Below are 22,350 nucleotides of genomic sequence, written 5' to 3'. Positions count from 1 at the left end.
GCGCCGCGACGCGGTCGTCTTCAATTGGCGATGCGAACTGTCTCCAAGCCGGTTTGAATGTGCCGTCTGCCATTTGCAAGGAACACGCGTCGCAGTCCGGTTGACGCGCACGAAAGCTCCCTTGCTTGCTCGCTCGTGCAAATCAGCCGATCGTAGCAACGCCTGCCCCGAGTAATCCCTATGACGGCTTCACCGGCTCAGATAATCGGCGCCCCGCCCGTCACCGCAATCGTTGCGCCCGAGATATAGCTGGCTTCATCGGAGGCCAGCATCACATAGGCTGCGGCCAGTTCGGCCGGCTGACCCGGGCGTTTCATCGGCACCTGTTCGCCGAACTTCTGCACTTTCTCGGCCGGCATGGTCGACGGAATCAAAGGTGTCCAGATCGGACCCGGCGCGACACAGTTCGCCCGTATGCCTCTCTCCGCCAGCAATTGAGCCAGGCCGCCGGTGAAATTCTGAATCGCGCCTTTAGTAGTCGCGTAGGCGATCAACCCCGGATTCGGATGATCCGCGTTAATCGACGATGTATTCACGATCGAGGCGCCAGGCTTCATATACTTCAACGCCGCCCGCGTAATTCTGAACATCGCACCGATGTTGGTATCGAAAGTCTTGTCCCATTCTTCGTCGCTAATGTCTTCGAGCGATGGATAGCTCATCTGATAGGCCGCATTGTTGACCAGCACGTCGAGCCGCCCGAATGCCTCAAACGCCCGCTCGACGATCTCGTTGCAATGCGCCGGGTTGGTGATGTCACCGCGCAGCAGCAACGCCTTGCGGCCAGCCTCCTCCACCCAGCGCGCGGTTTCACGCGCATCGTCGTCTTCATTGAGGTAGCTGATCAACACGTCCGCGCCCTCGCGCGCGAACGCGATGGCGACGGCACGGCCAATGCCGCTGTCGCCACCGGTAATGATGGCCGCCTTGCCGGCAAGGCGGCCCGAACCCTTGTACGACTTCTCGCCGTGATCCGGTTGCGGCTTCATCGGCGCGGTTTGTCCGGGTGTCTGATCCTGCTGCTGATCGGGAAAAGGTGGCGTGGGACGATGCGTGTCGGTCATGACAATCTCCAGAAGCAGTGATGACATAAGCGGTGTGCCGTGGCAAGCCGCAGCTAGCTTGCTCACAGCAACGTTCGGGCCCGCGCGGGGCGCCGAACCGAACCATCGTCAGACACGCGGCTACACGGACTCCGGGCGCGATACGCCAGATGTGAATGCAAAGGCGCACGGCCTAGCGCAAGGAGAAGTCGACATTTTCCTTTCGCGGTGCGGCGGCGCCCCCCGCTCACGGCACGGGAATTGCGCGGGTGGAGACGCGGACGTTGCGCCGATCCCGGCAACTGCTAAATGTTTGAGGAGACTCTCATGAAAGTCACAAAAGGTATTTTCATTTCGGCACTGTTTGTAGCCATCTTAGGAAGCGCCTATGCACAAGGCGCGGGCGGCGGGGCAGCCGCGGGCCAAGGCGGAACGGGCATGAGTAAGCCCAATGCAAACGGTTCAACTGACACGGTTTCGGGCGCGTCCGGGACAAACAGCATGGCAACTTCCGGAACCACATCGAACAAGAAGACGATGCATAAGAAGCCCAGCGCCGCCACGCCAGCATCGGCTACAAACCCTGGTTCCGGCGGAAACTGATTAACGTACCGCCCGGCATCGCCCGTGGTCGGCTCGTTTGATTCGCGCTAGTTTGATGCCGCCGCGATTGGACGTAAGAGGGACCCCGTCGAGGAGCCCTATTTGCCAGAATTTACCTCTGCTTGTACCGCGGGAATTGTTTTGCCCGCGGTACGCGCCCACGAATTCATCCAATTTCAAGCACTCGTCGTTTTCCCATCTGGAGCATCCATGAATACACTAAACCCCCTACGTTTGGCCGACACACAAACCGCCGCTGTCACGCAGCTATTCGCGTTCTCGAGCAACGCGTTCGATGGCATCGAAAAGCTGACCGCATTGAATCTGCAGGTGATCAAAGCAACGCTCGCTGAAAACCAGGCGTTGATGGCCAAGGCGTTGTCCTCGAGACCTGAAGAACTGGTTGCGTTATCGGCAAGCCTCGCGAAACCCACGGCGGAGAAAATCACGGCATATAACCGTCACGTCTACGAAATCATGTCAGGCGTTTAGACTGCGTTGTCTGCAACCGCGCCGTCCCAGTACCAGCGATATCAGCGTGACGCACAGGAATTCGCCGAGAACATCGCGAAGAGCGCTTCGCCCGGTACTAGCGTTGTAGAAGCCGAATAAATGCAGAGCGGGGAAGATAAAGCTGCGGCGCGTCGCATCAATGCGTTCGCAGCCGCTCTAACTCTCGCTCTATTGCAGTATCGGCAATTGATAGCGCAGCGCCCGTCGCGCCATGAGCATCGTCCCAAAGCGTGGCGCGCATGCGCCGGCTATCACGCATCCGGATTTAGGCAGTAAGTGACCTGTCGCCGACCAGCCTGCTACCTGCCGCATCCAGCTTGCTCTGCAACTCCACCTTACGCTTGGCCATTTTTTCACCCAGTGCGCGGAGATTGCAGCTAGTTTTGCGCAGTTCCGGAAAGAGTTCCTCCTCTTCTTCCTCGACGTGGTGGCCCACCATCTCGCTCATCACTTTGAAGGTCGCATCAAAGCCCTTGTCGCCGGCCTTCATGGTTTCAAATTTGGCGATCAAGGTCTTGACGAGGAAATGTTCGACATATGCTTCCTCGACGTCTATCGCGTCGCTGTCAGGTAACGCTTCCTGTGCGGCTGGATAAAGCAGTTCCTCTTCGAGCATCGTGTGAATGGAAAGCTCTTCGCAGGCACGCTGCGCGAGCGCCGACTTTGCTTCAAGATCGTCATCGGCCGCTTTCTCGAATGCCTTGAAGAGTTTTTCCACGGCGCGATGTTCGGCCTCGAGGAAAGCCAGTGCGTCGAGCGCGCCGGAGCCGGTTTCTGTTTTGTCCTGTTTCGTGGTTTCCATGTCGATCTCCTCGGCCATAGGGTTGACTGCAACGCGGCTGGTTGCAGCGGTTGAGCACGATCCCACGCAACCCGCGTGCCTACATAGCGTGGGACTTAACGCGACGTGGGAGGCGACACGATGCTCAAGATTCGGTGAGGCGCCAGGCGACCGAGGCGTGGCGACATGAAACGCTTCGGCCGGCTCTCGCCCGATCAATTCATAAGATGAGGTTTTCGAGCTGACCTAATTCCGCAGGCTTTCTCACAGACTGCCGCGAATCCGACTTTCGTCATTTCCAGAAGACTTGAACGAAAGCATTCGCGAACGTGCCCGCAACGACCATTCCCGCTCCATACTCTGTTCAAACCACCAGAGATCGACGACGACGCGCCTTCATCTTTTGATCATCGGCCGGGATATAAACCGTCGGCAACGACCGCTCAACGCTCAGCCATCTGGCTCGCAAACGACCTTAAATCGGGTGAGCGACGTCGGTCCGAACGTATTGCTGATCGCGACATCGGCGGCATCCCTGCCGCGTGCCATCAGGATGCGCCCCGTGCGCGGCGCATTGTTCCGCGGATCGAAGGTTTCCCAGCTGTTTCCCAGATACGCCTCAAACCAGGCGCAGAAGTCCATCGGTGGATAGGGAGGCGGCAGACCCACATCGCTGATGTAGCCGGTGCAATAGCGCGCAGGAATGTTCATCGCACGGCACAGCGCGACCGCGAGATGCGCGTAGTCGCGGCAGACGCCGACACCGTCCTGCCACGTTTGCCATGCTGTTTTGGTGGGCCGCGCGCAGTTGTAGTCGAAGCGAATATGGCTGTGCACGAAGTCGCAAATCGCCTGGACGCGAGCTCCGCCGAGCGGCGTGTGGCCGAACATTTGCCACGCAACCTCCGAAAGCAAATCAGTCTCACAGTAGCGGCTGCCGAGCAGAAACATCAAGCATTCGTCGGGTAACTCTTCAACTGCGTTCTGATAGTTGTTGGACCCGATTAGCTCGTGATGCGGCGGCACCTCGAATATGCCGCGCGCCGACAGAGTGAGCACGCCGGGCGGCGCGGTGAGACGTGTGCAAAGGTTGCCGAACGAGTCGTGATACTGCCGAAGCGAAACCCACGGATGCGTAATGACGTGATCCGGAACGACCATGTCCTGAGCGCGGGAGCTGTGCGTATTGAGCATCAGAAGCATCGGCGTCGATTGCGCACACTCGTACACCAACTCATAACCCACGCGAAGTTTCATTCGATTACCTTTGGCGGCGGCACTGTGAATAAAGCGGTGACTAGAAAAGAGCAACGCTCGTTCCCAGCGCGGGGTCGATCCTGCGGGACACTGTCCTTATGCGCGGGAAAACCGCTCGGACACAAACAAATGGCGTTCGCACTTCGGAGAAATACCGGCACGGCACGACAACAAGCCCGGCACAAAAAGTGCGTCAAAGCAAAATGCTGTTGGCGTCGCACGAGTAGAGATTCGCTAACAGGCGAGGCGTATGGCGCGACTGGCGGCAATCACCTGACTTAACGAACAGCACGAATGCGGCCGCCTGAATGGCATCCCGGCAACAATCGAAGATAAGCGTCAGCGAAGGTAAGCCGGTCGCGCGAGACGGCCGGGTTTTGCCAGCGGCGGCGCAAGGAGAGCCATGTCTGCAGTCGGCGAACATAAACGAGGTGTGAATGCGCGCGACGAGTTGCCTGCGCATTCGTGGGCCACCCACGTCGGCCCGGGACTGGTTTCCACCGCCACAGACAACGACCCGAGCGGTGTGGTGACGTATTCGCTAGCCGGGGCGCAATTCGGATACGACATGCTGTGGATGTGTGCCCTGTCGTATCCATCGATGGTGGCGTTCCAGCTTGTCGCGGCACGAATCGCCGCGCAGACGGGTAAAGGGCTGACGCTGAACATGCGCGAGCATTATTCGCGGCTCCTGTTCTATCTCGCCGTGACGCGCTTTCTCGTTGCCAACATTCTCAATATCGCGGCTGACGTCGTCGCGATGGGGGTCGGCGCGCAATTCCTGTGGCACGGTTCAGTACCGCTATTCGCCACGGTCTTCGGCATGCTGTCGATTGCGCTCCAGTGGTTCGTGCCCTACGCGCGCTATGCGCGGATTCTCAAGTGGCTCGCAGCGTGCCTGTTTGCATACGTCGGCGTCACGTTGATAAGCCATCCGTCATGGACGACGCTCGCTCTACACGCGGTCGTGCCGCGAATCACATGGAGCGTCGACTACTTCACCATGCTGTTGGCGGTGCTGGGTACGACAATCAGCCCGTATCTGCTGTTCGCCCAAGCCGAACAGCAGATCGAAGAACACTCGCCTCAAGCGGGCGTCGCGGACCGCGCAGGGAGCGACCGTCAGTTGAAGAAATTGCGCGGCGACACGCTCATCAGAACGATCCTCTCGAACGCCATTGGCTTATTTATCATGGCAGCGGCCGCGTTGACACTCCACGTGAGCGGCCACGGTCTTGTCGACGTCCAGGATGCCGCGAGCGTACTGCGGCCGCTAGCTGGTGGATATGCGACGCACGTGCTAGGGCTGGCGTTCATCGGTACCGGGCTGCTCGCGCTGCCACCCCTCGCCGGGTCCGCGGCCAACGCCGCGGTGAGTGCACGGGACCGGCGCGCCGGCAGGCAACGCAACCGGCCGGTTGCGCGGGCGCTGCTTGTCGTGATGGCGCTCGGCGTCCTGATTGGCGTGGCACTGACGCTCGTGCCGATCGAGCCCGTGCGGGTGCTTTACTGGAGCGCCGTGCTCAACGGCTCTACAGCTACACCTGTCATGGTGATGCTTGTGCTGCTGAGCATGAAACGCTCGGCAGTGGGCGATCTCAGCGCGCATTGGACTTTACGCGCGTTGTGCTGGCTTGCCACGGTATTTGCAGGCGCGGCGCTGGTCGCTGAATTCGCATGCAAGTGGCTAGGCTGAGCCCGCCAATCGACTTCAGCCAAGCGAGGCAGGTGTTGTTTGATCGCATGCAGCCAAGGACAAGATCAGACGTGACCGGCCGGCTATCGCCCGTCACCTGGAGCCGTCGACATGACCCAACAGGAAAAGGACCGCCTAACGGCGGACATTCTTGCCGAGATACGCAGTGACCGCCTTCGTCAGCGCGATGCCGTGCAGTTCCTCTGGCGCTGCCAGATGCGCGGCGACAATCTCACGATTATCAAGCCGCAACTCCGGCATGCAATCGAGGTGCAGTTCAAAGAAATGCACCCGGTCTTTTCGCCCATCCCAAACGCCGCAAACACTGCCCGCGGCGACTAGTGTGCCAGACGACAGGCCAATCTCCTCTTCCATTTCGCGCCGCGCTGCCGCATCAGGAGCCTCACCGGGCCGCACGCTTCCGCCGGGAAAATTCCACTCGGCCCGGTACGACGATTTAACGAGCAACAGCGAGCGCCCAACGTAGATTGCTACTAGCGCGCCTTCGTGGCGAGGCCGCCGAACGTGCCACCAGAGGCGAGCGAGCTGGAATCCGAGGCGAAGCAGCATGCGCCAGATAGAGTCGATAAGCGTAGCTGATCGTGCTCGTTCAACGCTCGGCATGCATTCTCTCCTTTGTTTTTCATATCAAGAGGGTGTCCCGGGGCGATGCGTGAGTGCGGCCTCAATCATTCGGCGTCCGTCACAGCACTGCCGGGAAACCGTAGTTTAGCCACCCGAGCACTCATCGTCGCAGTCCATCGAGCTTGGGCCGTGACCTCTGTCCAGACAGCGTAGCGGCGAATTGATTCAACGGAGCCTGCGTCACCAGGCCCGGCTGGCGTCGTCTTGCGAGAGGCGCACTGGCAGCCGCAAAGAAATTCTTCGACCGCACGACGAAACCGATTGACATCCCAATATTCCCCCGTACAATGGGTTTTGTTGCAGCGCAGCAATTTACGTTTCCCCTCTTGGCGCGCGGTTTTGTTTTCATTCAGAGCCCCTCGCACTCTTGCCGCCTTACCTTTACGGAGCAGTGATGAGCACGCTTATTCGCCAACAATTGGTTGCCGCCCAACAGTCCAGCCTCGAGGCGCTTTTCGGCCTGACGAACAAAGCATTTGCAGGTTTCGAGCAGCTGGTCGCGTTGAATTTGCAAGTAGGCAAAGCGGTCCTCGCCGAAAACCAGGAAATCGTCACCAAAGCACTCTCCGCAGGCAACCCGGGCGCGCTGTTCGCGCTGCAAGCAAGCCTCTCCCAGCCTGTGGCGGAAAAGGTGGTGGCATACGGCCGCCAGGTTCATGAAATCGTGTCCGGCGTTCAGAGCGAAATCTCCGCCGCAGCGACCGCGCAGGGCCAGCAGTTCCAACGGGACGCGCAAGGTTTCGTGGAAAGCCTTCAGAAGAACACGCCGGCAGGAAGCGAATCCGCTGTTGCCGCGTGGAACTCGGTTCTCTCGGCGGCGAATGCAACGTATGAATCGGCTAACAAAGCCGCTAAGCAGTTCGTGTCGAGCGTGTCCGCCGTTCACTAAGACCCTGCGTCTTTCCAGACTTTTTGCGTCTGCCAATGCGAACTTCGGTTCGCATTTCTTTTTCCTGAACCGGATGTATCCGGACGCGACTAATGCTGCGTAGGGTTGCTTCAGAACAGCACCACGAGACAGCGTACTTCAGCCAAGGACGAAATGACCGGACACTCTGCGATGGACGATCGATTTGATCGACGAGAACTGCTGCTTCACCTGGGCGACATTCTCGCCGCGCTGAACTGTTTAAACGACGCGAACGAACCGGGCGCCGCGGTGGCGCATCTTGTGCAGAAACATGCTTCATTGCAGGACTTCGCGTTCCTCAAAGCCTTGGCGCCGACAATGACGGTGGCCGAATTCAGCACACGCGCCGGCCGCTCATTTTCCTTGTGGCCGGGTGAGTTGCTTGAGGCGGAACTCGACCGGGACGCTCTTGCGTCGGCCGTTCAGCGGAATCTGTTTGATGGAAATCCCGACGGCTGGAATGCGTATGTCGGCTACCTCCGGAAGAAAGTGAAGTGGTTCGGCACCAGACTTTCGAATCATCGAAAAGCCGCTCTGGCTGAACCATCGCGCGATGTCTCCAATGAGGTGGGTCCGGTCGACGCACCGGCTAAGGTCGTGCCGGCCGCGGAAGTCAATGCGCGCGATGAGAAAAGAGGCTGGCCTTGGCCCGAACCACGGTCGACGTCCTGACGCGTGCCGCTGCCGGCCCATACCTCGATATCAAGATTCCCGAGCACTCAAACCCGGGGCGCAAAGCGTTTTCCGCCGGCTCCTGAGGCCGGCGGACGCTTCGCCTATCCATATACCTTTCATACCAGGACGCGAGCAGACAGGACCGTCTGCTGCCGACTCGCGCGCCGCCGGCTGGTTTTAGCTGCCCCCGAAAAAAACGTTGCATTGCGGGTCCACCCTGCACGACCTGGCATGTCTCGCGCCGCTTTGCATACGGGTATCCGGCGTGCCGCCGTAGGCCTCCATCCCCCTACTGGGCGAAGAATCAGCCTGAGTTGCGGCGCTTTGCTGGGGGGCGGGTTGTGCAGCATCGGGCATGCTTTGCGCATACGCCAACCCCGCCACAATAAACAATCCGAAAGCAGAAGCACCCATCGATCGTAATTTCATGTCGGCTCCTTAAGCTAGATTGAGTTCCATCCATGTGATTGGTTATTCGCGTGTCGCGCGGTTCAAATCTATACAGGATGTACGGATGCGAAGCCCTCTTCGAATCCGCGGGCCAATCGCCCGAGGCCAAAGTTTCAGGCAATTGGGAAGAAGCGAAGCGCAGTGCGCCAAGCGAAGGTCTGTGGACGCGGGATGGCGTGCGAACAGGCAACATCGATGGATTTCATGGACCCACCGACACGCAATAGTCGCCCCTGCAAATACGTTATAGGGCGCGGAAAGTCGAAACGAAAGCGAATGTTTTTTGACCCGATACCTCCACACAACACGGCAGCGATTTTCCGTGGCGTGTCGAGATCGGATCTGTCATCAAGGGGCGCAAAAGTTTTTTGCACTCTGCCTGCAACAGTGTTTTCAGAAATCGCACATCGACACCGACTTTCGTCGACACGATACTTCCCACATCCGAATTGTGTGGTGACGGGACGTGTCGGCAACGCAAGACGACACGAGCCCGCTACGAGGCTGGAACTTCGAAGGGGAAACCGACATGGACGAGCAAAAACGCCTCAGCATGATCGCTTATCTGCGCCGCAAGATGACCGCCGTGGGCATCAAGGTGGGCGACCTCAAGGCGGCAATCGCCGAAGACAGGGCGCGTCAAAAGTCGGCGCGATATCGCAGTGCTTTCGGCGACACCTGGGACGGCAAGGGCGACATGCCGCAGTGGCTTAAGCAAGCCACGAGCGCTGGGCAATCACTGGCGCACTTTGCGATCGACAAACCGTCGACATCGGCTAGCCGTCAACGGCCTGCCATCGACTGGAGTCGTGACCCGTTCGCGGGCACACGCCTCGCGACAGTTCGGGCGTCTTGATCTGACAGAGTGCGTCGCTCCGGGCGTTCAGTGCGAACGCCCGTGGCCTCCGCCACCGCCATAGTAGTGGCCGCCGCCCATCCCGTGCCCTGGATATCCGCCGCCACCCCAGCCGCCATGACCGCCCCAACCGCCCGGATGTCCGTGCCCCCAGTAGCCGTGGTGACCCCAGTAGCCGTATCGGCCGCCTCCATAACAGCAGCCGCCCCAATAGCCGAAACTCAGTGACACTGAGGGGCCCCACCACGCGGGCGAGCCATAATAGGGATACGCAACCGGGTAATACGCAGGCGCAACGTAGACGGGCACGGCCGGTGCGATATAGCTGTTCGTGGCCACAGTCGCATCTGACACAACCGAACCATCTGCCGCCGTGCCGGCCGTCGAGAAAGGATATTGCTGCCCAGCGACCGTCGGCACACCGCCGTAGGGAACGTAGCCGTACGGCACGTAATAGTAGCAACCGGACAAAGCGGCGGACAGGGCCACCAACGCAACGACGCGGCCCGTGCGCGGCGTTGCGTCCAGCGTTTTCATGGCGTGCTCCACAGTCTGATACGGCGCGGCATGGCGCGCCTCTAATACAGTTAGCTTACTCCAACGGCGACCTCGCAGCGGCACGTCGATGTGGCTCGAAAACGGCGTCCATCGTGCGCCGGGTCGAACACGGCCCAAGCCAACAGAGGGGCCTGCATGCTGAACAGAGATGGGATTTCCTCGGCTGCCCGAGATAGGCTCGGCTTACATGCACCGGCATTTTGTCGTACAAATTGCTTCCAGCGGCAATCGAATTCTCGTCATCGAGCCTTCACATATTGACGGGACAATCGCGCCACTGAGAGAAAGCGGGGTGTCGCTACCCCAAAAAAATCAAATGCAAATTCTGCCGAACACACCGGCCACCAGAATCAGCTTTCATCGCGGGTATGGTCTCCGCGCAAGTACGACGCCGACCGGCGATGGTCTGCATTCCGCCGACCTCGTTATCGAACAGCCAGGACGGCCGCCGCAAGCTTTCGCCTCGTTGGACCTGTTCTACGACCACGAACAGGCAATCCATTACGCCACTGTCTGGGGCCGTATTTGGGTCGACTCAAAGACCTGACACGAACCTGCCCCACTCAGGAACGCCGCTTGCGCGCCACTGGATTACCTTTTTTCGAAGGAGGTAAATCATGGGCTCAATCAACCCGCAAGGCGACACCGGCCGCGGAGCGGAAATAGTCGGTGGTGGTATCGGCGAAGGACCGGGGCCGGACATCATGGCCGCCGCAACACTCGACGGGAACAAGGTCATGTCCTCTGACGGCGAACACGTCGGGAAAATTTCGGACATCATGCTGGACGTCAGGAACGGACGTATCGCCTACGCGGTACTTTCCGAGGGCGGCTTTCTCGGAATGGGTTCCACCCTGCACGCCATCCCATGGAGTGCGTTGACGCTCGATACAGACCAGAAGTGCTTCTTCGTCGACATTACCGCACAGCGTCTGAAAGACGACCCGGGTTTCGACAAAGACCACTGGCCGACGATGGCAGACGCGAAGTGGGGAGAGTCGACTTACAGCTACTACAACCGCCAGCCGTACTGGGCAGCGACCCATGACGTGGTGGAAGGCGACCCTGCCATCAGACCGAGCGAACACTAAATAACACCAACAGGTAAGCCGTACCAGGCGGACGGCTAGTCTGTCGCTTCAGTGCTTGCGCCCACCGCGCCTCATTGCGGTGGGCGCAAGCACATCAAACAGATGCATAAACCGTATTCGAATGGAGCAGGCCTGACAGATATTCGAGGAAGCGAACGTCAGACCGGATTCAAGGCAGGCCGCTCGTCCAGCACGGCGGCAACATTGTCCAGCGCCGTGAAACCCATCTGATCGCGAGTCTCCATCGTGGCGCTCGCCATGTGAGGCGTCAGGAACACATTGTCGAGTCCGGCGAACCGCTTATCGACCGTGGGCTCATTCCGGTACACGTCCAGCCCTGCGGCGAATAGATGCCCCGAAGTCAGCGCTTCGTAGAGCGCGTCTTCGTCCACCAGCGCACCACGCGCCGCGTTGACAAAAACCGCGCCGGTCGGCAGGAGCGCAAATTCTTTTTTCGTCATCAACGGGGCGCCTCCGCCCGGCACGTGCAGCGTCAGCACGTTGCAGTGCGGCAGCATGTCGTCGAGACTGCTGTAGAACGTCGCGCCATTTTCCAGCGACGCAGCTGCACGGTTGATGTCCGTGTAGATCACGCGCATGCCGAACCCCTGAGCACGCTTCGCGACCGCGCGTCCGATACGCCCGAATCCGACAATGCCGAGCGTCTTGCCATTCACGCGCATACCCAGCATCTCGGTCATCCCGAATGATTTGCCCCAGCCGTTGCGCATGATCCGTTCGTATTCCGACGCGCGTCGGCAGGCCGCCAACACGAGCAGCAGGGAAAAATCGGCCGTGCATTCGGTCAACGCATCGGGTGCGTTCGTGACGACGATTCCCTTCTCGCGGGCGGCCGCCACGTCCATGTGATCGAAACCGGCGCTGGCGTTCGCAATGATCTTCACGGTCGAAGGCAGCGCGGCAATGTGCTCTGCTTGCAAACCGGACTTCTTCCCGATCAATACGGCCGGCGTATCGTGCTTTTTGCAAAAGTCGACGACAGACCACGCGTCCATATCGGACTCGGTCACGAAGGCGTGGAATTCGGTCTTCGCGCGATTCGCCACGGCCGTGGGCACCTTTCGCGCAATCAACAGCCTGGTGCGGTTATTTTCCGACATGATGTTTCCTTGGGTAGGCAGACGTCGAGAGACTACGAAACCGCGGACGGGACCGTCAATGTTGATTCGATGAATCAACTATCGAAAACGATTCACCCGTTTATTCGTTCGCAGTGCACGCCGCACGTTGCGATTCGTTTTCTTCCCTGCCCGAACCGCGCGCTGCCGGCAACACGCGCATCAGGAAAACCCTGGTGCGCGCTCCATCGGCAAGGCGCCCAGATGTTGATTCAATGAATCAAGATTGCTCGACGGATGTGCGAATGCAACTCTGCTTCCCGTGTTCAACCGAACTGTCGAGAGGAAGTGAAATGCCTGCATCGAAGAAATTTGCCGCTGTGACCGGCGCCGGCTCCGGCATCGGCCGCGCCGCCGCCGTGGCGCTCGCCAATGCGGGATTCGCCGTTGCGCTGATCGGGCGCAGAGCCGAACCGCTGCTGGAAACGAAGGAAACCATCGGCATGGGCGGTGGAGAAGCGCAGGTATTCCAGGCCGACGTTGCCGACGCGGCATCGGTCGAGCAGGCGTTTGCTCGCATAGCCGAGGCATTCGGACGGCTCGACGTGCTCTTCAACAACGCAGGCCGCAACGCGGGCGCCGTGCCGCTCGAAGACTACGACGCCGATTTCTGGAACGATGTCGTGGCCACGAATCTGACCGGCGTCTTTCTGTGCGCTCGGGCCGCTTATCGCTTGATGAAAGCGCAGTCTCCTCAAGGCGGACGAATCATCAATAACGGATCGATCTCCGCTCATTCGCCGAGGCCGCATACCATCGCCTATACCGCGACAAAACATGCCGTCACCGGAATCACCCGCTCGATCGCGCTGGACGGACGTGCGTTCAACATCGCCTGCGGCCAGATCGATATTGGTAATGCGGCCACATCGCTCACGGAACGCATGAACCGCGGCGTACTGCAAGCGGACGGACGCATGGCGCCTGAAGCAAGAATGGATGTGACGCACGTCGCGAACGCCGTCGTGCATATGGCCAGCCTTCCGCTCGAAGCCAATGTTCTCAACATGACGATCATGGCGAGCGCGATGCCGTTCGTCGGCCGCGGATAAACCGCCCTCACGCCCATATAAAAAGAACACCGGCCAATGCACTGGAGACACCGATGAAAGTCGTAGACGAACAAACATTGTCGGCGCGAAACCCGGCTTACGCGGATACCACGAAGCGCTCCAGAGTGCGATACGTCGTGCTCTCGATGCTGCTCGCGGCAACCATCCTCAACTACGTGGACAGGTCGGCGCTCGGCATCGTCGCGCCGGGCCTCTCGAAAGGCCTGGCGCTGGACAAGATGCAGATGGGCGAGCTGTTTGCCGCATTCGGCCTCGCCTACTCGATCGGTCTGGTGCCCGGCGGCATACTGACCGACATTCTCGGCTCGCGTGTCGCTTATGCGCTGTCCCTCGTCGGCTGGTCGTTCGCCACGCTGACGCAAGGTCTCGCGAGCGGCTATCACATGCTGCTCGGCTCGCGGCTCGCCATCGGTGCGCTGGAAGCGCCGGCTTTCCCTTCGAACGCGCGCGCCGTGACGTTGTGGTTTCCCGCCCGCGAGCGCGGCTTCGCGACCAGCGTCTATGTCATGGGGCAATACATCGGCACACCCTTGTTCACCGGCCTGTTGCTGTGGATTTCCGCCGCGTATGGCTGGCGCATGGTCTTCTACGTCACGGGCGGTGTCGGCATTCTCTTCAGTCTCGTCTGGTACCGGGTCTATCGCGACCCGCATCAGCACGCGGGTGTGAATGCCGCCGAACTTCAATACATCAACGACGGCTCGACGGCTGCACGCAAGCCGCGCGAGAAGTTCGATTGGCGTATGGCGCTCAAGCTGCTCGGTTACCGGCAGATTCTCGCCATCTGCATGGGCAAGTTCTGCAACAACACATTGCTTGTTTTCTTCACCACGTGGTTCATGACCTATCTGATCGAAGCGCGGCACATGTCGATGATCAAGGTCGGCATTTTCCAGGCACTCCCCTTTATCGGCGCGACGGCCGGCATTCTCCTTGCGGGCTCCCTCTCGGATTTTTTCATTCGACGCGGAGTATCGATTTCCACGGCACGCAAGACGCCGCTCATTATCGGCACGCTGCTGGGAGCATCGATCATGCTCGTCAATTTTGTCGAGTCGAACGAGGCGGTGATCGCTATCCTGACTATCGCGTTCTTCGCGCAGGGTGTCGGGTCGATGTCGTGGGCCGCCGTTTCCGAAATCGCGCCGCGCCAATACGTGGGACTCACCAGCAGCATCACCAGCCTCGCGGCCAATATTGCGGGCGTGACGACACCTCTCATGATCGGTTATATCACTCACCACACTGGCCACTTCTACTGGGCTCTCAACCTGATGGGCGCGATATGCCTGCTCGGCGCGTTCTCTTACTCCGTGCTGCTGGGGAAACTCTCCCGCATCGAACTATGACGCCTCTGACCATCGGTGAAATCGTATGATCGAATTCAAGTGGGATCATCTGCAACTGTGCTCGGCCGACGCCGAAGCCACCGCCGCATGGTTTGCGCGCTGTCTGAACGCCGAGATCGTGCGTCGTCCGGGGCGGGTGGATTTGCGCATCGGCAGCATCAACCTTTTCATCACGGCGTTGGCGAGCGCGCAAACCGGCCGCGCCGATGGCGAGCGGAAACAGGGCATCGATCATTTCGGTGTGGTCGTGGACGATCTCGACGCCGCGTTCGAGCATCTGTCGCGCTGCGACGCGGAAATCGTCGAGCCGATCAAGCAGGTTCGCCCCGGCGTCAGAGCCTGCTTCGTGCGTTCGCCAGGGGACATTCTGGTCGAGATCCTTGAGCGGCGACCCGCCGAGATGACTTTTACCTGAAAAGCCGTCAATATTGACGCTCGACCGGTTGCGCTCGAATGTACGGCGCGATCCGCCTGGCAACGGCTCTGCTGCCCGTTCCGCTGCATCACCTTTCCTGCCATCCCATGCGAAACTGGATCACGCTGACTGAAGCGGCTCGACAACTCGGCGTGCAGGCGCAGACTATCTATGCGTACGTCAGTCGAGGCAACATCGCGGTCATGCCGGATCCGAATGACCCGCGCAAGAGCCTTTATCGTGCGGAAGACGTGGCCGGTCTGTGCCGCAAAAAACAGGTTGGACGCAAGCGCGAGGCGCTCGCCGCCGGGACCATATTCGGCACCGAGCCGTGCATTTACAGCGGCATCACCACCTTCTCGAAAGGGCGGGCGTATTACCGCGGACGGGATAGCATCCGGCTTTCCGACACGGCGACGCTCGAAGACGTGGCGGCCATACTCTGGAACGCGCGCGGGCCCGTCTCCTTCGAACCCGGTGACCTGCCGCTACAGGGCGGCGAGCGCGGCCGGCAATGCGCGTTCATGTCGCTGGCGGCGCTCGCGGCCTGCGGTCATTCCACCCTCGGACGTACCGACAGCGCACTGCATGTCGAGGCAGGCCGGCTCGTGGCGCTGATCGCGCAGGCGTTTGGCGCGCGCCGCGACGCGAATGCACAACCCACGCATGAACGGCTCGCGCTGGGTTGGGGCCAAGACCGTGCGGGAGCCGAACTCATCCGCCGCGCCATGGTCCTCGTGGCCGACCACGAGACGACAAGTTCGGCGTTCGCCGCCAGAATTACCGCCTCCACCGGCGCATCCTTGCCGGGATGCCTGCTCACGGGGCTCGCGACGCTCTCAGGCCCGCTGCATGGCGATGCGTCAGGTCGCGTGAGAGCCGTGTTCGACGACGTCGGGAGACTCGGCGCGGAGCATGTCGTGGTGCATCATTTGCAGTCGGCCACGCCCATTCCAGGATTCGGTCATCACCTCTACCCGGACGGCGATGCGCGGGCGGCCGCATTGCTCGAGGTGCTCGATCCGCCTCGAGAACTCACGTCGTTCATCAACAAGGTGGTTGAACTGACCGGCCTCAGGCCGAACATCGACATTGCGCTTGCCGCATTGGCGGCGCAGTTGGCGTTGCCGCGCGACGCGTCGTTCGCGCTATTCGCAACGGCGCGAAGCGTGGGTTTGCTGGCGCATTGCATCGAGCAACTCCGGGTCGGCAAGGTCATTCGGCCACGGGGCCGCTACACAGGCCGCGCATTGGAAGACGTCAGCCCCGCGCCGCCCGCTGAAGGCGGCGAAAAGGCGCTCGACCCAGCTACGCTCGACAAGAATCGGGTATTCAAGGTGGTCGAGCGCTGAGAAGCGCGTTTGCCCGATCTCGGCTAAAACAGAAAACTTTCGATGCGACTGTCGATTTCGCGCGCATTCGTTCGTCGTCGTATTGAAGGCACCGGACATCTTCCACATAATCCGGGGCCCAACTTTAGACAGGAGAATCCCCATGCGCGTCATGGTCATGGTGAAGGCGACCGCCGAATCTGAAGCCGGTCAAATGCCCAGCACGGAACTTATCGAGGCGATGGGCCGATATAACGAGGAACTGGTCAAGGCCGGCATCATGCTCGGCGGCGACGGACTGAAGCCGAGCTCGAAGGGCGCGCGCGTCAGATTTTCCGGCCAGGACCGAACCGTCGTCGACGGTCCGTTTGCCGAAACCAAGGAACTGATTGCGGGCTACTGGATCTGGCAAGTGCAATCAATGGACGAAGCGATTGAATGGGTGCGCCGCTGCCCGAACCCGATGGCAAGCGACTCGGAAATCGAAATTCGTCCGTTCTTCGAAGCTGCGGATTTTGGCGAGGCGTTCACGCCCGAGCTTCAGGAAAATGAAGAGCGGCTTCGGCAGCAGATCGAATCGAAGCAAAGTAAAGAGTAAGAGACCTCTGCACGCGCGATCGTTGCCGCCTCTCGTCACTCGCCTTCGACGAGAACCGCGCGGTAACGCGCGCCCTTGAACCGGTGCTGAGCGACTTCCTGATACGCCGGGCTGTCGTACCACGCACGCGCGGCTTCTGTTGACGGAAACTGCACGATCACCACACCCTCAGGCGCGTCGCCCTCAAGAACCTGCTGGGGTCCATAGGCAGCGAGAATCGTGACGGGATGACCCTTGAAAGTCTCGCCCACCTTGCTTTGATAGATGTCGAGTTCAGCCTGATCCTGCGTGCTTTCCTTCGTGAAGACGATAAATGTCGCCATAACGTACGCTCCTGAAGTGTGGTGAAGATGCGCACGACGTTCCCCTGCGAGCGTATTGGACCTCGATACGCAGCGTCGGCGCATAGTCGAATCTTATTGCATCCTCCATTCTAGCGTCGCGATAGCTATCGAGTCGTCGTGGCGTGAAGCGCTTTGACGAGCGCGTCGGTAAATCGTGTGTCGCCCACTTCGATGTCTCCTGAAACACGGCATGCGACAACATAATCTTTGGCATTGATGGACAGCCTCTCGTCAAGGGAGAGCGCGTCACCAGTTTTACCAATGATGAAGAAGAAGCCGTGAGCCTCATCAAGTTCATGCTCTTCCTCGTCGAGGACGAACTCGAGCGACGAGCCCGTCAGCCTCAAATGAATTTCCGCGGCGGCGCACCTGGGCATCAGATTTGCTGCACCATCACCTGGCGTGCGTGACGCGTGTTGCGACGCAACGCCACCCGAATGCAAGATGCCCGGCGAATCGTTCGCCAATGGGTCCAAATCCCGCTTCAGCCCGCCGCTCCGGCCGCGCCCGTTGTCGCCGGATCGTGGCCTCTCTCGCCATGAGGAGAACGCATGATGCAACAGACCGCCTCCACCACCCCGCAACAGAGCGCCGATCCCGACGCCGCCCGAACCAGCCGCCAGCCTTCCGCGAACGCGACGATGCCTGTCGAGTTGACCGTCAACGGCAATCTCTACACGCTGTCGCTCGATCCGCGCACCACGCTGCTGGATGCGCTGCGCGAGCATTTGCACCTCACCGGCACCAAAAAGGGTTGCGACCACGGCCAATGCGGCGCCTGCACCGTGCACGTGAACGGACGGCGCGTGAATGCATGCCTGTCGCTCGCCGGCACGCACGCCGGCGACGAAATCACCACCATCGAAGGCATCGGTCAGCCCGAAGCGCTGCATCCGATGCAGGCCGCGTTTGTAGAATGCGACGGCTACCAGTGCGGCTACTGCACGTCGGGCCAGATCATGTCCGCGGTCGCGCTGCTCGATGAAGCAGTCGGGCCCGGCGACGCCGAAGTGCGCGAAGCGATGAGCGGCAATCTGTGCCGCTGCGGCGCCTACCAGAATATCGTCGCGGCGATCCAGCGCGTGCGCGGCCAATCCTGAGGAGCGCCATCATGGAAATCTTCCAGTTGTCGCGCGCCAACGGTGTGCGTGACGCGATCGCGGCGGGCGCGACTTCGGCAACGGCCCAGCAAGGCGCACAAGTACGCTTTCTGGCGGGCGGCACGACCTTGCTCGACCTCATGAAGCTAAACGTCGAGCGGCCGACGCGGGTTATCGACATCAGCCGGCTGCCGCTAGACACTATCGAAGCGCTGCCCGACGGCGGCGTGAAGATCGGCGCGACGGCGCGCAATGCCGACCTCGCATTGCATCCGCTGATCCGCACGCCGTACGCCGTGCTATCGCAGGCGCTGCTCGCCGGAGCCTCAGCCCAATTGCGAAACATGGCGACGACCGGCGGCAATCTGCTACAACGCACGCGCTGCGTCTACTTTCGCGATACCGCGATGCCATGCAATAAGCGCGAGCCGGGCTCGGGCTGTCCGGCCACGCAGGGATTCAATCGCACGCTGGCGATTCTCGGCGCCAGCGACGCCTGCATCGCCACCAACCCGTCGGATATGAACGTCGCCTTGACCGCGCTGGACGCCACCATTCACATCGAAGGGACGAACGGCGCGCGCAGCATCGCGATCGACGACTTCTTCGTGTTGCCGGGCGCAACGCCACAGCGTGAGAACGTGCTCGACGCGGGCGACCTCATCACGCATGTGACACTGCCGCCTCTTCCCGCGGGTGCCCGTTCCGTTTATCTGAAATTGCGCGATCGCGCGTCTTACGAGTTCGCGCTGGCGTCGGCCGCCGTGGTCATGACGCTCGACGGTGGACGCATCGGGCATGTGCGCGTCGCGCTCGGCGGCGTAGGCACGCGGCCTTGGCATGCGCTAGAAGCGGAAGCCGTGCTGCGCGGCGCAACGCCCGACGCCTCAACCTTCCGCAAGGCCGCGGATGCCGCGCTTGCAAATGCGAAGCCGCAAAGCCAGAACGGCTTCAAAGTCGAACTCGCGCGCCGGTGCATCATCCATGCGCTGACCCAGGCTACGGCCGCGACGTCCTGAACCGTCCATCGAAAGGAACGCACCATGTCCACCATGCCCGACTCCGTGCTGTCCGTGATCGGACAGCCTCAAGCGCGCGTCGACGGACCGCTGAAGGTCAGCGGCGGCGCTATCTATACCGCCGACGTGGATCTGCCCGATCTGCTGATAGCCGTGCCCGTGTGCAGCACGATCGCGAGCGGCCGGCTCGCGTCGCTCGATATCGCCGAGGCCGAGGCGATGCCCGGCGTGCACGCGGTGCTGCATCGAGACAATATCGGCCGCTTCTACCGGATCTCCGGCAACTCGATGGAGACCGGCTACGTCGACGAAGCGCGGCCGCCCTTCGAGGACGACGTCATCCGCTACTACGGCCAGTACATCGCTGTCGTGATCGCCGATACCTTCGAAGCGGCGAGCGCGGCATCGGCGGCGATCGGCGCCCGCTACGAAGTCACGCCGCACGACGTGCGCGACGAACTCGAGGCCGACGAGAAGCCCAAGGCCGAGAGCGAGCGCGGCGACCCGGATCGTGCGTTCGACGCTGCGCCGGCGACGCTCGACGCAACCTACGTGACGCCGACGGAAACGCACAACCCGATCGAACTGCACGCGTCGATCGCGGACTGGGACGGAGAGAACTACACGTTTTACGAGACCACGCAGGCCATCACGGTCCATTTGGGCACGCTCTCGCAGATGCTCGGCGTGCCGAAGGAAAAGATCCGCGTGATCTCCCGCTATCTTGGATCAGGCTTTGGCGGCAAGCTCTGGATGTGGCCGCACACACTGCTCGCGGCGGCGGCGACGCGTCAGATGGGCCGTCCCGTGAAGCTGGTTGTGAGCCGCAAGATGATGTTTCAGAACGTCGGCCATCGCCCCGTCACGCAGCAGCGTGTGCGGATGTCAGCCGACCGCGACGGCAAACTCACGTCATTGCAGCACGACTACGTCAACCACACCGCGATCGCCGACGAGTACCAGGAAAGCTGTGGCGAAGTCACGCCGCTCATCTACAGCACGCCGAATCTGCGTGTGACCTCGGGCCTCGCGCGCCGCAACGTCGGCTCGCCGACGTCGATGCGCGGCCCGGGTGCCGTGCCCGGCCTGTACGCAATCGAATCGGCGATGAACGAACTGGCGCATGTGCTGAACCTCGATCCCGTCGAGTTGAGGCTGCGCAATGAACCGCGCGTGGACGAGAGCACCGGTTTGCCCTTCTCTTCAAGGCATCTGGTCGAATGTTTGCGCACCGGCGCCGAGCGCTTCGGGTGGTCGCAGCGGACGCCGGGTGTCGGCTCGATGCAGCGCGACGGCCTGACCTTGGGCTGGGGTGTCGGCGCCTGTGTCTGGCCAGGCTTGCGCTTCTCCGCTGCGGCGGACGTCGATCTGCGAGCGGACGGCAGCGCCCGGGTGGTATGCGGCACGCAGGACATCGGCACCGGCACGTACACGGTGCTCGCACAACTGGTCGCCGAAGAAACCGGCATTCCGCTCGCGCGCATCGAGGTCGGTCTCGGCGATTCCATGTTGCCCTTGGGACCGATTTCGGGTGGCAGTGCGGCGACGGCATCGGTGATTCCCGCCGTGCTCGATGCGGTGCGTGCGGCCAGCAAGATTTTGCTGTCGCGTGCGGCGGCCGTCGACGGTTCGCCGTTCAAAGGCGCACGTGAGGACGAACTCGCGTTCAGCGCGGGACACGTGCATCGCAAGGGTGAAGCCCCGGAGCGCGGCGTGCCGTTCGGCCAGATTCTCGAAGCAGCGAAGATGCGCGCCGCGTCAGGCAGCGGCAGCGCCAAAGGCGGCTTCGACGATCCGCTGAAGAAACGCTTCTCCATCTATTCGTACGGCGCGCACTTTGTCGAAGTCACGTGGCAGCCGGAGATCGCACGGTTGCGCGTGAGCCGCGTCGTCACGGTGATCGATGGAGGACGCATCGTCAATCCGCGCGCCGCGCGCAACCAGATCGAAGGCGCAGTCGTGATGGGCGTCGGCATGGCGCTGTTCGAGCACACCACGTACGACAAACAGACGGGCGCACCGATCAACAGCAACCTGGCCGATTACGTCGTTGCGACGAACGCGGACACGCCCGAACTCGACGTGACCTTTCTCGATCATCCGGATACCGTGTTCAACGAACTCGGCGCTCGCGGGATTGCGGAGATCGGGCTTGCGGGCATCGCGGCGGCGATCACGGACGCAACCTGTCATGCGACCGGCGTGCGCGTGCGCAAGCTGCCGATCATGATCGAAGATCTGCTGGCGGCGGAAATGACTTGAGGACCGATGTTCATTGGAAGTCGTGGCCGGGAAAGCTATCCTATTAGCTTGTCTTGCGATGATCGAAGACGAACCAGGCATCGCACGCCGATAGCCGAAGGGAATGGTTCCGCCCTCGCGCGTGCCGGAGAACGCCATGACTCCTTTGCTGCAAACCCTGAGGGCCGCCGCGCTGGTGGCCCTCGCACTATGTCTCGCTGTGCCAAAGACTTTTGCTCAGGCGGCGCCTGGCGTGGCGGGTTCATGGTCTCTGGTCTCGTTGACCGTCTCGAGAAGCGGCAGCGAAGTCGAAGTGCTCGGTCCGCATCCGTACGGGCAACTCATCTTCGGCAGCGATGGGCGCTACGTTCTGCTTGGCGTTCGCGGGGACTTGCCGAAGTTTGCATCGGGTAACCGCTTGTCCGGTACCTCCGAAGAGAACGAACGCATCGTCCAGGGCAACTTCGCGCACTTTGGCACCTATACCGTCGATCCGGCCGGACAGGTGATCGTTTTCCACATTCAGAAAAGTACCTTTCCGAACTGGGACGGCGATGTGCAACGGCGCCCATTTACCCTCGATGGGGACCGGCTCACCTACGTCACGCCCGGGAGTTTCGGATATGGTGCATCGAAAGTCGTGTGGCAACGAATGAAGTAAGC

24 protein-coding genes and 1 pseudogene are annotated in these 22,350 nt (G+C 61.0%); 18 read left to right on the top strand and 7 right to left on the bottom strand.

The window, feature by feature from the left end; genetic code table 11:
- Positions 1-197: 197 nt before the first annotated feature.
- On the bottom strand, positions 198-1,064 hold the full coding sequence (locus B0G81_RS04785) for an SDR family oxidoreductase (RefSeq protein WP_134133708.1): 867 nt from the start codon (positions 1,062-1,064) through the stop codon (positions 198-200).
- A gap of 306 nt (positions 1,065-1,370) precedes the next feature.
- Here B0G81_RS04785 and B0G81_RS04780 point away from each other — a divergent pair, with 306 nt between their 5' ends.
- Both B0G81_RS04780 and phaP (B0G81_RS04775) read left to right on the top strand, forming a co-directional pair.
- Positions 1,371-1,646 (top strand): hypothetical protein, encoded by a 276-nt coding sequence (locus B0G81_RS04780; protein WP_134133707.1) that lies wholly within the window; start codon positions 1,371-1,373, stop codon positions 1,644-1,646.
- Between the two features lie 210 nt (positions 1,647-1,856).
- The gene (gene phaP / locus B0G81_RS04775; RefSeq protein ID WP_134133706.1) at positions 1,857-2,138 is read left to right on the top strand and encodes a TIGR01841 family phasin; all 282 of its coding nucleotides are present in this window, start codon (positions 1,857-1,859) and stop codon (positions 2,136-2,138) included.
- A 286-nt stretch (positions 2,139-2,424) separates the two neighbouring features.
- Here the strand turns inward: phaP (B0G81_RS04775) and B0G81_RS04770 are convergent, their stop codons facing one another.
- Together B0G81_RS04770 and B0G81_RS04765 are read right to left on the bottom strand one after the other, a co-directional pair.
- A complete protein-coding gene (locus B0G81_RS04770) occupies positions 2,425-2,961 on the bottom strand; it encodes a hemerythrin domain-containing protein (protein ID WP_134133705.1) in 537 nt (178 codons plus the stop codon).
- A gap of 429 nt (positions 2,962-3,390) precedes the next feature.
- Positions 3,391-4,197: a transglutaminase family protein gene (locus B0G81_RS04765; RefSeq protein ID WP_134133704.1), complete on the bottom strand. Its 807-nt coding sequence runs from the start codon at positions 4,195-4,197 to the stop codon at positions 3,391-3,393.
- Between the two features lie 403 nt (positions 4,198-4,600).
- Between B0G81_RS04765 and B0G81_RS04760 the strand changes: the two genes are divergently transcribed.
- Positions 4,601-5,893: a divalent metal cation transporter gene (locus B0G81_RS04760; protein ID WP_134133703.1), complete on the top strand. Its 1,293-nt coding sequence runs from the start codon at positions 4,601-4,603 to the stop codon at positions 5,891-5,893.
- Between the two features lie 135 nt (positions 5,894-6,028).
- Here the strand turns inward: B0G81_RS04760 and B0G81_RS04755 are convergent, their stop codons facing one another.
- Positions 6,029-6,517, bottom strand: a complete 489-nt coding sequence (locus tag B0G81_RS04755; RefSeq protein WP_134133702.1) for an NUDIX hydrolase — start codon at positions 6,515-6,517, stop codon at positions 6,029-6,031.
- Between the two features lie 415 nt (positions 6,518-6,932).
- On the opposite strand from B0G81_RS04755, the gene phaP (B0G81_RS04750) reads away from it, so the two are divergent.
- The 3 genes from phaP (B0G81_RS04750) (at position 6,933) to B0G81_RS04735 (ending at position 9,429) form a co-directional block, all read left to right on the top strand.
- Positions 6,933-7,427, top strand: a complete 495-nt coding sequence (gene phaP / locus B0G81_RS04750; RefSeq protein ID WP_134133701.1) for a TIGR01841 family phasin — start codon at positions 6,933-6,935, stop codon at positions 7,425-7,427.
- A 105-nt stretch (positions 7,428-7,532) separates the two neighbouring features.
- Complete coding sequence (locus B0G81_RS04745) at positions 7,533-8,120, top strand: hypothetical protein (protein ID WP_347877441.1); 588 nt, start codon at positions 7,533-7,535, stop codon at positions 8,118-8,120.
- Between the two features lie 982 nt (positions 8,121-9,102).
- Positions 9,103-9,429: an H-NS family nucleoid-associated regulatory protein gene (locus B0G81_RS04735; protein ID WP_134142992.1), complete on the top strand. Its 327-nt coding sequence runs from the start codon at positions 9,103-9,105 to the stop codon at positions 9,427-9,429.
- 27 nt (positions 9,430-9,456) lie between these two features.
- Here B0G81_RS04735 and B0G81_RS04730 read toward each other — a convergent pair whose 3' ends face one another.
- A complete protein-coding gene (locus B0G81_RS04730; protein WP_134133700.1) occupies positions 9,457-9,966 on the bottom strand; it encodes a hypothetical protein in 510 nt (169 codons plus the stop codon).
- 169 nt (positions 9,967-10,135) lie between these two features.
- Here B0G81_RS04730 and B0G81_RS44390 point away from each other — a divergent pair, with 169 nt between their 5' ends.
- Both B0G81_RS44390 and B0G81_RS04715 read left to right on the top strand, forming a co-directional pair.
- A complete protein-coding gene (locus B0G81_RS44390; protein ID WP_243856357.1) occupies positions 10,136-10,534 on the top strand; it encodes a hypothetical protein in 399 nt (132 codons plus the stop codon).
- A 70-nt stretch (positions 10,535-10,604) separates the two neighbouring features.
- Positions 10,605-11,078, top strand: a complete 474-nt coding sequence (locus B0G81_RS04715; protein ID WP_106278459.1) for a PRC-barrel domain-containing protein — start codon at positions 10,605-10,607, stop codon at positions 11,076-11,078.
- 158 nt (positions 11,079-11,236) lie between these two features.
- On the opposite strand, the gene B0G81_RS04710 is transcribed toward B0G81_RS04715, so the two are convergent.
- Complete coding sequence (locus B0G81_RS04710) at positions 11,237-12,199, bottom strand: D-glycerate dehydrogenase (protein ID WP_134133699.1); 963 nt, start codon at positions 12,197-12,199, stop codon at positions 11,237-11,239.
- Positions 12,200-12,510: 311 nt separating this feature from the next.
- On the opposite strand from B0G81_RS04710, the gene B0G81_RS04705 reads away from it, so the two are divergent.
- The 5 genes from B0G81_RS04705 (at position 12,511) to B0G81_RS04685 (ending at position 16,983) form a co-directional block, all read left to right on the top strand.
- The gene (locus B0G81_RS04705; RefSeq protein ID WP_116123098.1) at positions 12,511-13,269 is read left to right on the top strand and encodes an SDR family oxidoreductase; all 759 of its coding nucleotides are present in this window, start codon (positions 12,511-12,513) and stop codon (positions 13,267-13,269) included.
- A gap of 53 nt (positions 13,270-13,322) precedes the next feature.
- Positions 13,323-14,639, top strand: a complete 1,317-nt coding sequence (locus B0G81_RS04700) for an MFS transporter (RefSeq protein WP_106278465.1) — start codon at positions 13,323-13,325, stop codon at positions 14,637-14,639.
- A 25-nt stretch (positions 14,640-14,664) separates the two neighbouring features.
- Positions 14,665-15,054, top strand: coding sequence for a VOC family protein (locus tag B0G81_RS04695; RefSeq protein ID WP_134133698.1), 390 nt, complete (start codon positions 14,665-14,667; stop codon positions 15,052-15,054).
- A gap of 107 nt (positions 15,055-15,161) precedes the next feature.
- Positions 15,162-16,406 (top strand): citrate synthase, encoded by a 1,245-nt coding sequence (locus tag B0G81_RS04690; protein WP_134133697.1) that lies wholly within the window; start codon positions 15,162-15,164, stop codon positions 16,404-16,406.
- Positions 16,407-16,548: 142 nt separating this feature from the next.
- Positions 16,549-16,983 carry a YciI family protein gene (locus B0G81_RS04685; protein ID WP_116123094.1) on the top strand — a complete coding sequence of 145 codons (435 nt, stop codon included), beginning with the start codon at positions 16,549-16,551 and terminating at the stop codon, positions 16,981-16,983.
- Between the two features lie 35 nt (positions 16,984-17,018).
- Here B0G81_RS04685 and B0G81_RS04680 read toward each other — a convergent pair whose 3' ends face one another.
- The gene (locus tag B0G81_RS04680; RefSeq protein ID WP_134133696.1) at positions 17,019-17,306 is read right to left on the bottom strand and encodes a DUF1330 domain-containing protein; all 288 of its coding nucleotides are present in this window, start codon (positions 17,304-17,306) and stop codon (positions 17,019-17,021) included.
- Positions 17,307-17,542: 236 nt separating this feature from the next.
- Here B0G81_RS04680 and B0G81_RS44385 point away from each other — a divergent pair.
- From B0G81_RS44385 to B0G81_RS04655, 5 genes and pseudogenes are all read left to right on the top strand, one after another.
- Positions 17,543-17,656 (top strand): annotated as a pseudogene (locus tag B0G81_RS44385) (type 1 glutamine amidotransferase domain-containing protein); the annotation flags it as partial.
- Positions 17,657-17,878: 222 nt separating this feature from the next.
- On the top strand, positions 17,879-18,427 hold the full coding sequence (locus B0G81_RS04670; RefSeq protein ID WP_106278475.1) for a (2Fe-2S)-binding protein: 549 nt from the start codon (positions 17,879-17,881) through the stop codon (positions 18,425-18,427).
- An 11-nt stretch (positions 18,428-18,438) separates the two neighbouring features.
- Positions 18,439-19,446, top strand: a complete 1,008-nt coding sequence (locus B0G81_RS04665; protein WP_134133695.1) for a xanthine dehydrogenase family protein subunit M — start codon at positions 18,439-18,441, stop codon at positions 19,444-19,446.
- 24 nt (positions 19,447-19,470) lie between these two features.
- Positions 19,471-21,708 (top strand): xanthine dehydrogenase family protein molybdopterin-binding subunit, encoded by a 2,238-nt coding sequence (locus B0G81_RS04660; RefSeq protein WP_134133694.1) that lies wholly within the window; start codon positions 19,471-19,473, stop codon positions 21,706-21,708.
- Between the two features lie 136 nt (positions 21,709-21,844).
- Positions 21,845-22,348, top strand: a complete 504-nt coding sequence (locus B0G81_RS04655) for a lipocalin-like domain-containing protein (protein ID WP_241974820.1) — start codon at positions 21,845-21,847, stop codon at positions 22,346-22,348.
- Positions 22,349-22,350 lie beyond the last annotated feature (2 nt).

This window comes from Paraburkholderia sp. BL6665CI2N2, from assembly GCF_004366535.1.
In the GTDB taxonomy this organism is placed as follows: Bacteria; Pseudomonadota; Gammaproteobacteria; order Burkholderiales; family Burkholderiaceae; genus Paraburkholderia.
Note: the sequence above shows the minus strand (reverse complement) of the source record. Positions and strands in the feature narration are given on the sequence as shown.

Bases quoted from the DNA above. Each gene is read 5' to 3' on its own strand.
- B0G81_RS04665 (WP_134133695.1), top strand. From the start codon at position 18,439: ATGGAAATCTTCCAGTTGTCGCGCGCCAACGGTGTGCGTGACGCGATC.
- phaP (WP_134133701.1), top strand. From the start codon at position 6,933: ATGAGCACGCTTATTCGCCAACAATTGGTTGCCGCCCAACAGTCCAGC.
- B0G81_RS04770 (WP_134133705.1), bottom strand. From the start codon at position 2,961: ATGGAAACCACGAAACAGGACAAAACAGAAACCGGCTCCGGCGCGCTC.
- B0G81_RS04735 (WP_134142992.1), top strand. From the start codon at position 9,103: ATGGACGAGCAAAAACGCCTCAGCATGATCGCTTATCTGCGCCGCAAG.
- B0G81_RS04760 (WP_134133703.1), top strand. From the start codon at position 4,601: ATGTCTGCAGTCGGCGAACATAAACGAGGTGTGAATGCGCGCGACGAG.
- B0G81_RS04695 (WP_134133698.1), top strand. From the start codon at position 14,665: ATGATCGAATTCAAGTGGGATCATCTGCAACTGTGCTCGGCCGACGCC.
- B0G81_RS04765 (WP_134133704.1), bottom strand. From the start codon at position 4,197: ATGAAACTTCGCGTGGGTTATGAGTTGGTGTACGAGTGTGCGCAATCG.
- phaP (WP_134133706.1), top strand. From the start codon at position 1,857: ATGAATACACTAAACCCCCTACGTTTGGCCGACACACAAACCGCCGCT.
- B0G81_RS04710 (WP_134133699.1), bottom strand. From the start codon at position 12,199: ATGTCGGAAAATAACCGCACCAGGCTGTTGATTGCGCGAAAGGTGCCC.
- B0G81_RS04785 (WP_134133708.1), bottom strand. From the start codon at position 1,064: ATGACCGACACGCATCGTCCCACGCCACCTTTTCCCGATCAGCAGCAG.
- B0G81_RS04755 (WP_134133702.1), bottom strand. From the start codon at position 6,517: ATGCCGAGCGTTGAACGAGCACGATCAGCTACGCTTATCGACTCTATC.
- B0G81_RS44390 (WP_243856357.1), top strand. From the start codon at position 10,136: ATGGGATTTCCTCGGCTGCCCGAGATAGGCTCGGCTTACATGCACCGG.
- B0G81_RS04715 (WP_106278459.1), top strand. From the start codon at position 10,605: ATGGGCTCAATCAACCCGCAAGGCGACACCGGCCGCGGAGCGGAAATA.
- B0G81_RS04690 (WP_134133697.1), top strand. From the start codon at position 15,162: ATGCGAAACTGGATCACGCTGACTGAAGCGGCTCGACAACTCGGCGTG.
- B0G81_RS04655 (WP_241974820.1), top strand. From the start codon at position 21,845: ATGACTCCTTTGCTGCAAACCCTGAGGGCCGCCGCGCTGGTGGCCCTC.
- B0G81_RS04685 (WP_116123094.1), top strand. From the start codon at position 16,549: ATGCGCGTCATGGTCATGGTGAAGGCGACCGCCGAATCTGAAGCCGGT.
- B0G81_RS04780 (WP_134133707.1), top strand. From the start codon at position 1,371: ATGAAAGTCACAAAAGGTATTTTCATTTCGGCACTGTTTGTAGCCATC.
- B0G81_RS04680 (WP_134133696.1), bottom strand. From the start codon at position 17,306: ATGGCGACATTTATCGTCTTCACGAAGGAAAGCACGCAGGATCAGGCT.
- B0G81_RS04705 (WP_116123098.1), top strand. From the start codon at position 12,511: ATGCCTGCATCGAAGAAATTTGCCGCTGTGACCGGCGCCGGCTCCGGC.
- B0G81_RS04730 (WP_134133700.1), bottom strand. From the start codon at position 9,966: ATGAAAACGCTGGACGCAACGCCGCGCACGGGCCGCGTCGTTGCGTTG.
- B0G81_RS04660 (WP_134133694.1), top strand. From the start codon at position 19,471: ATGTCCACCATGCCCGACTCCGTGCTGTCCGTGATCGGACAGCCTCAA.
- B0G81_RS04700 (WP_106278465.1), top strand. From the start codon at position 13,323: ATGAAAGTCGTAGACGAACAAACATTGTCGGCGCGAAACCCGGCTTAC.
- B0G81_RS04670 (WP_106278475.1), top strand. From the start codon at position 17,879: ATGATGCAACAGACCGCCTCCACCACCCCGCAACAGAGCGCCGATCCC.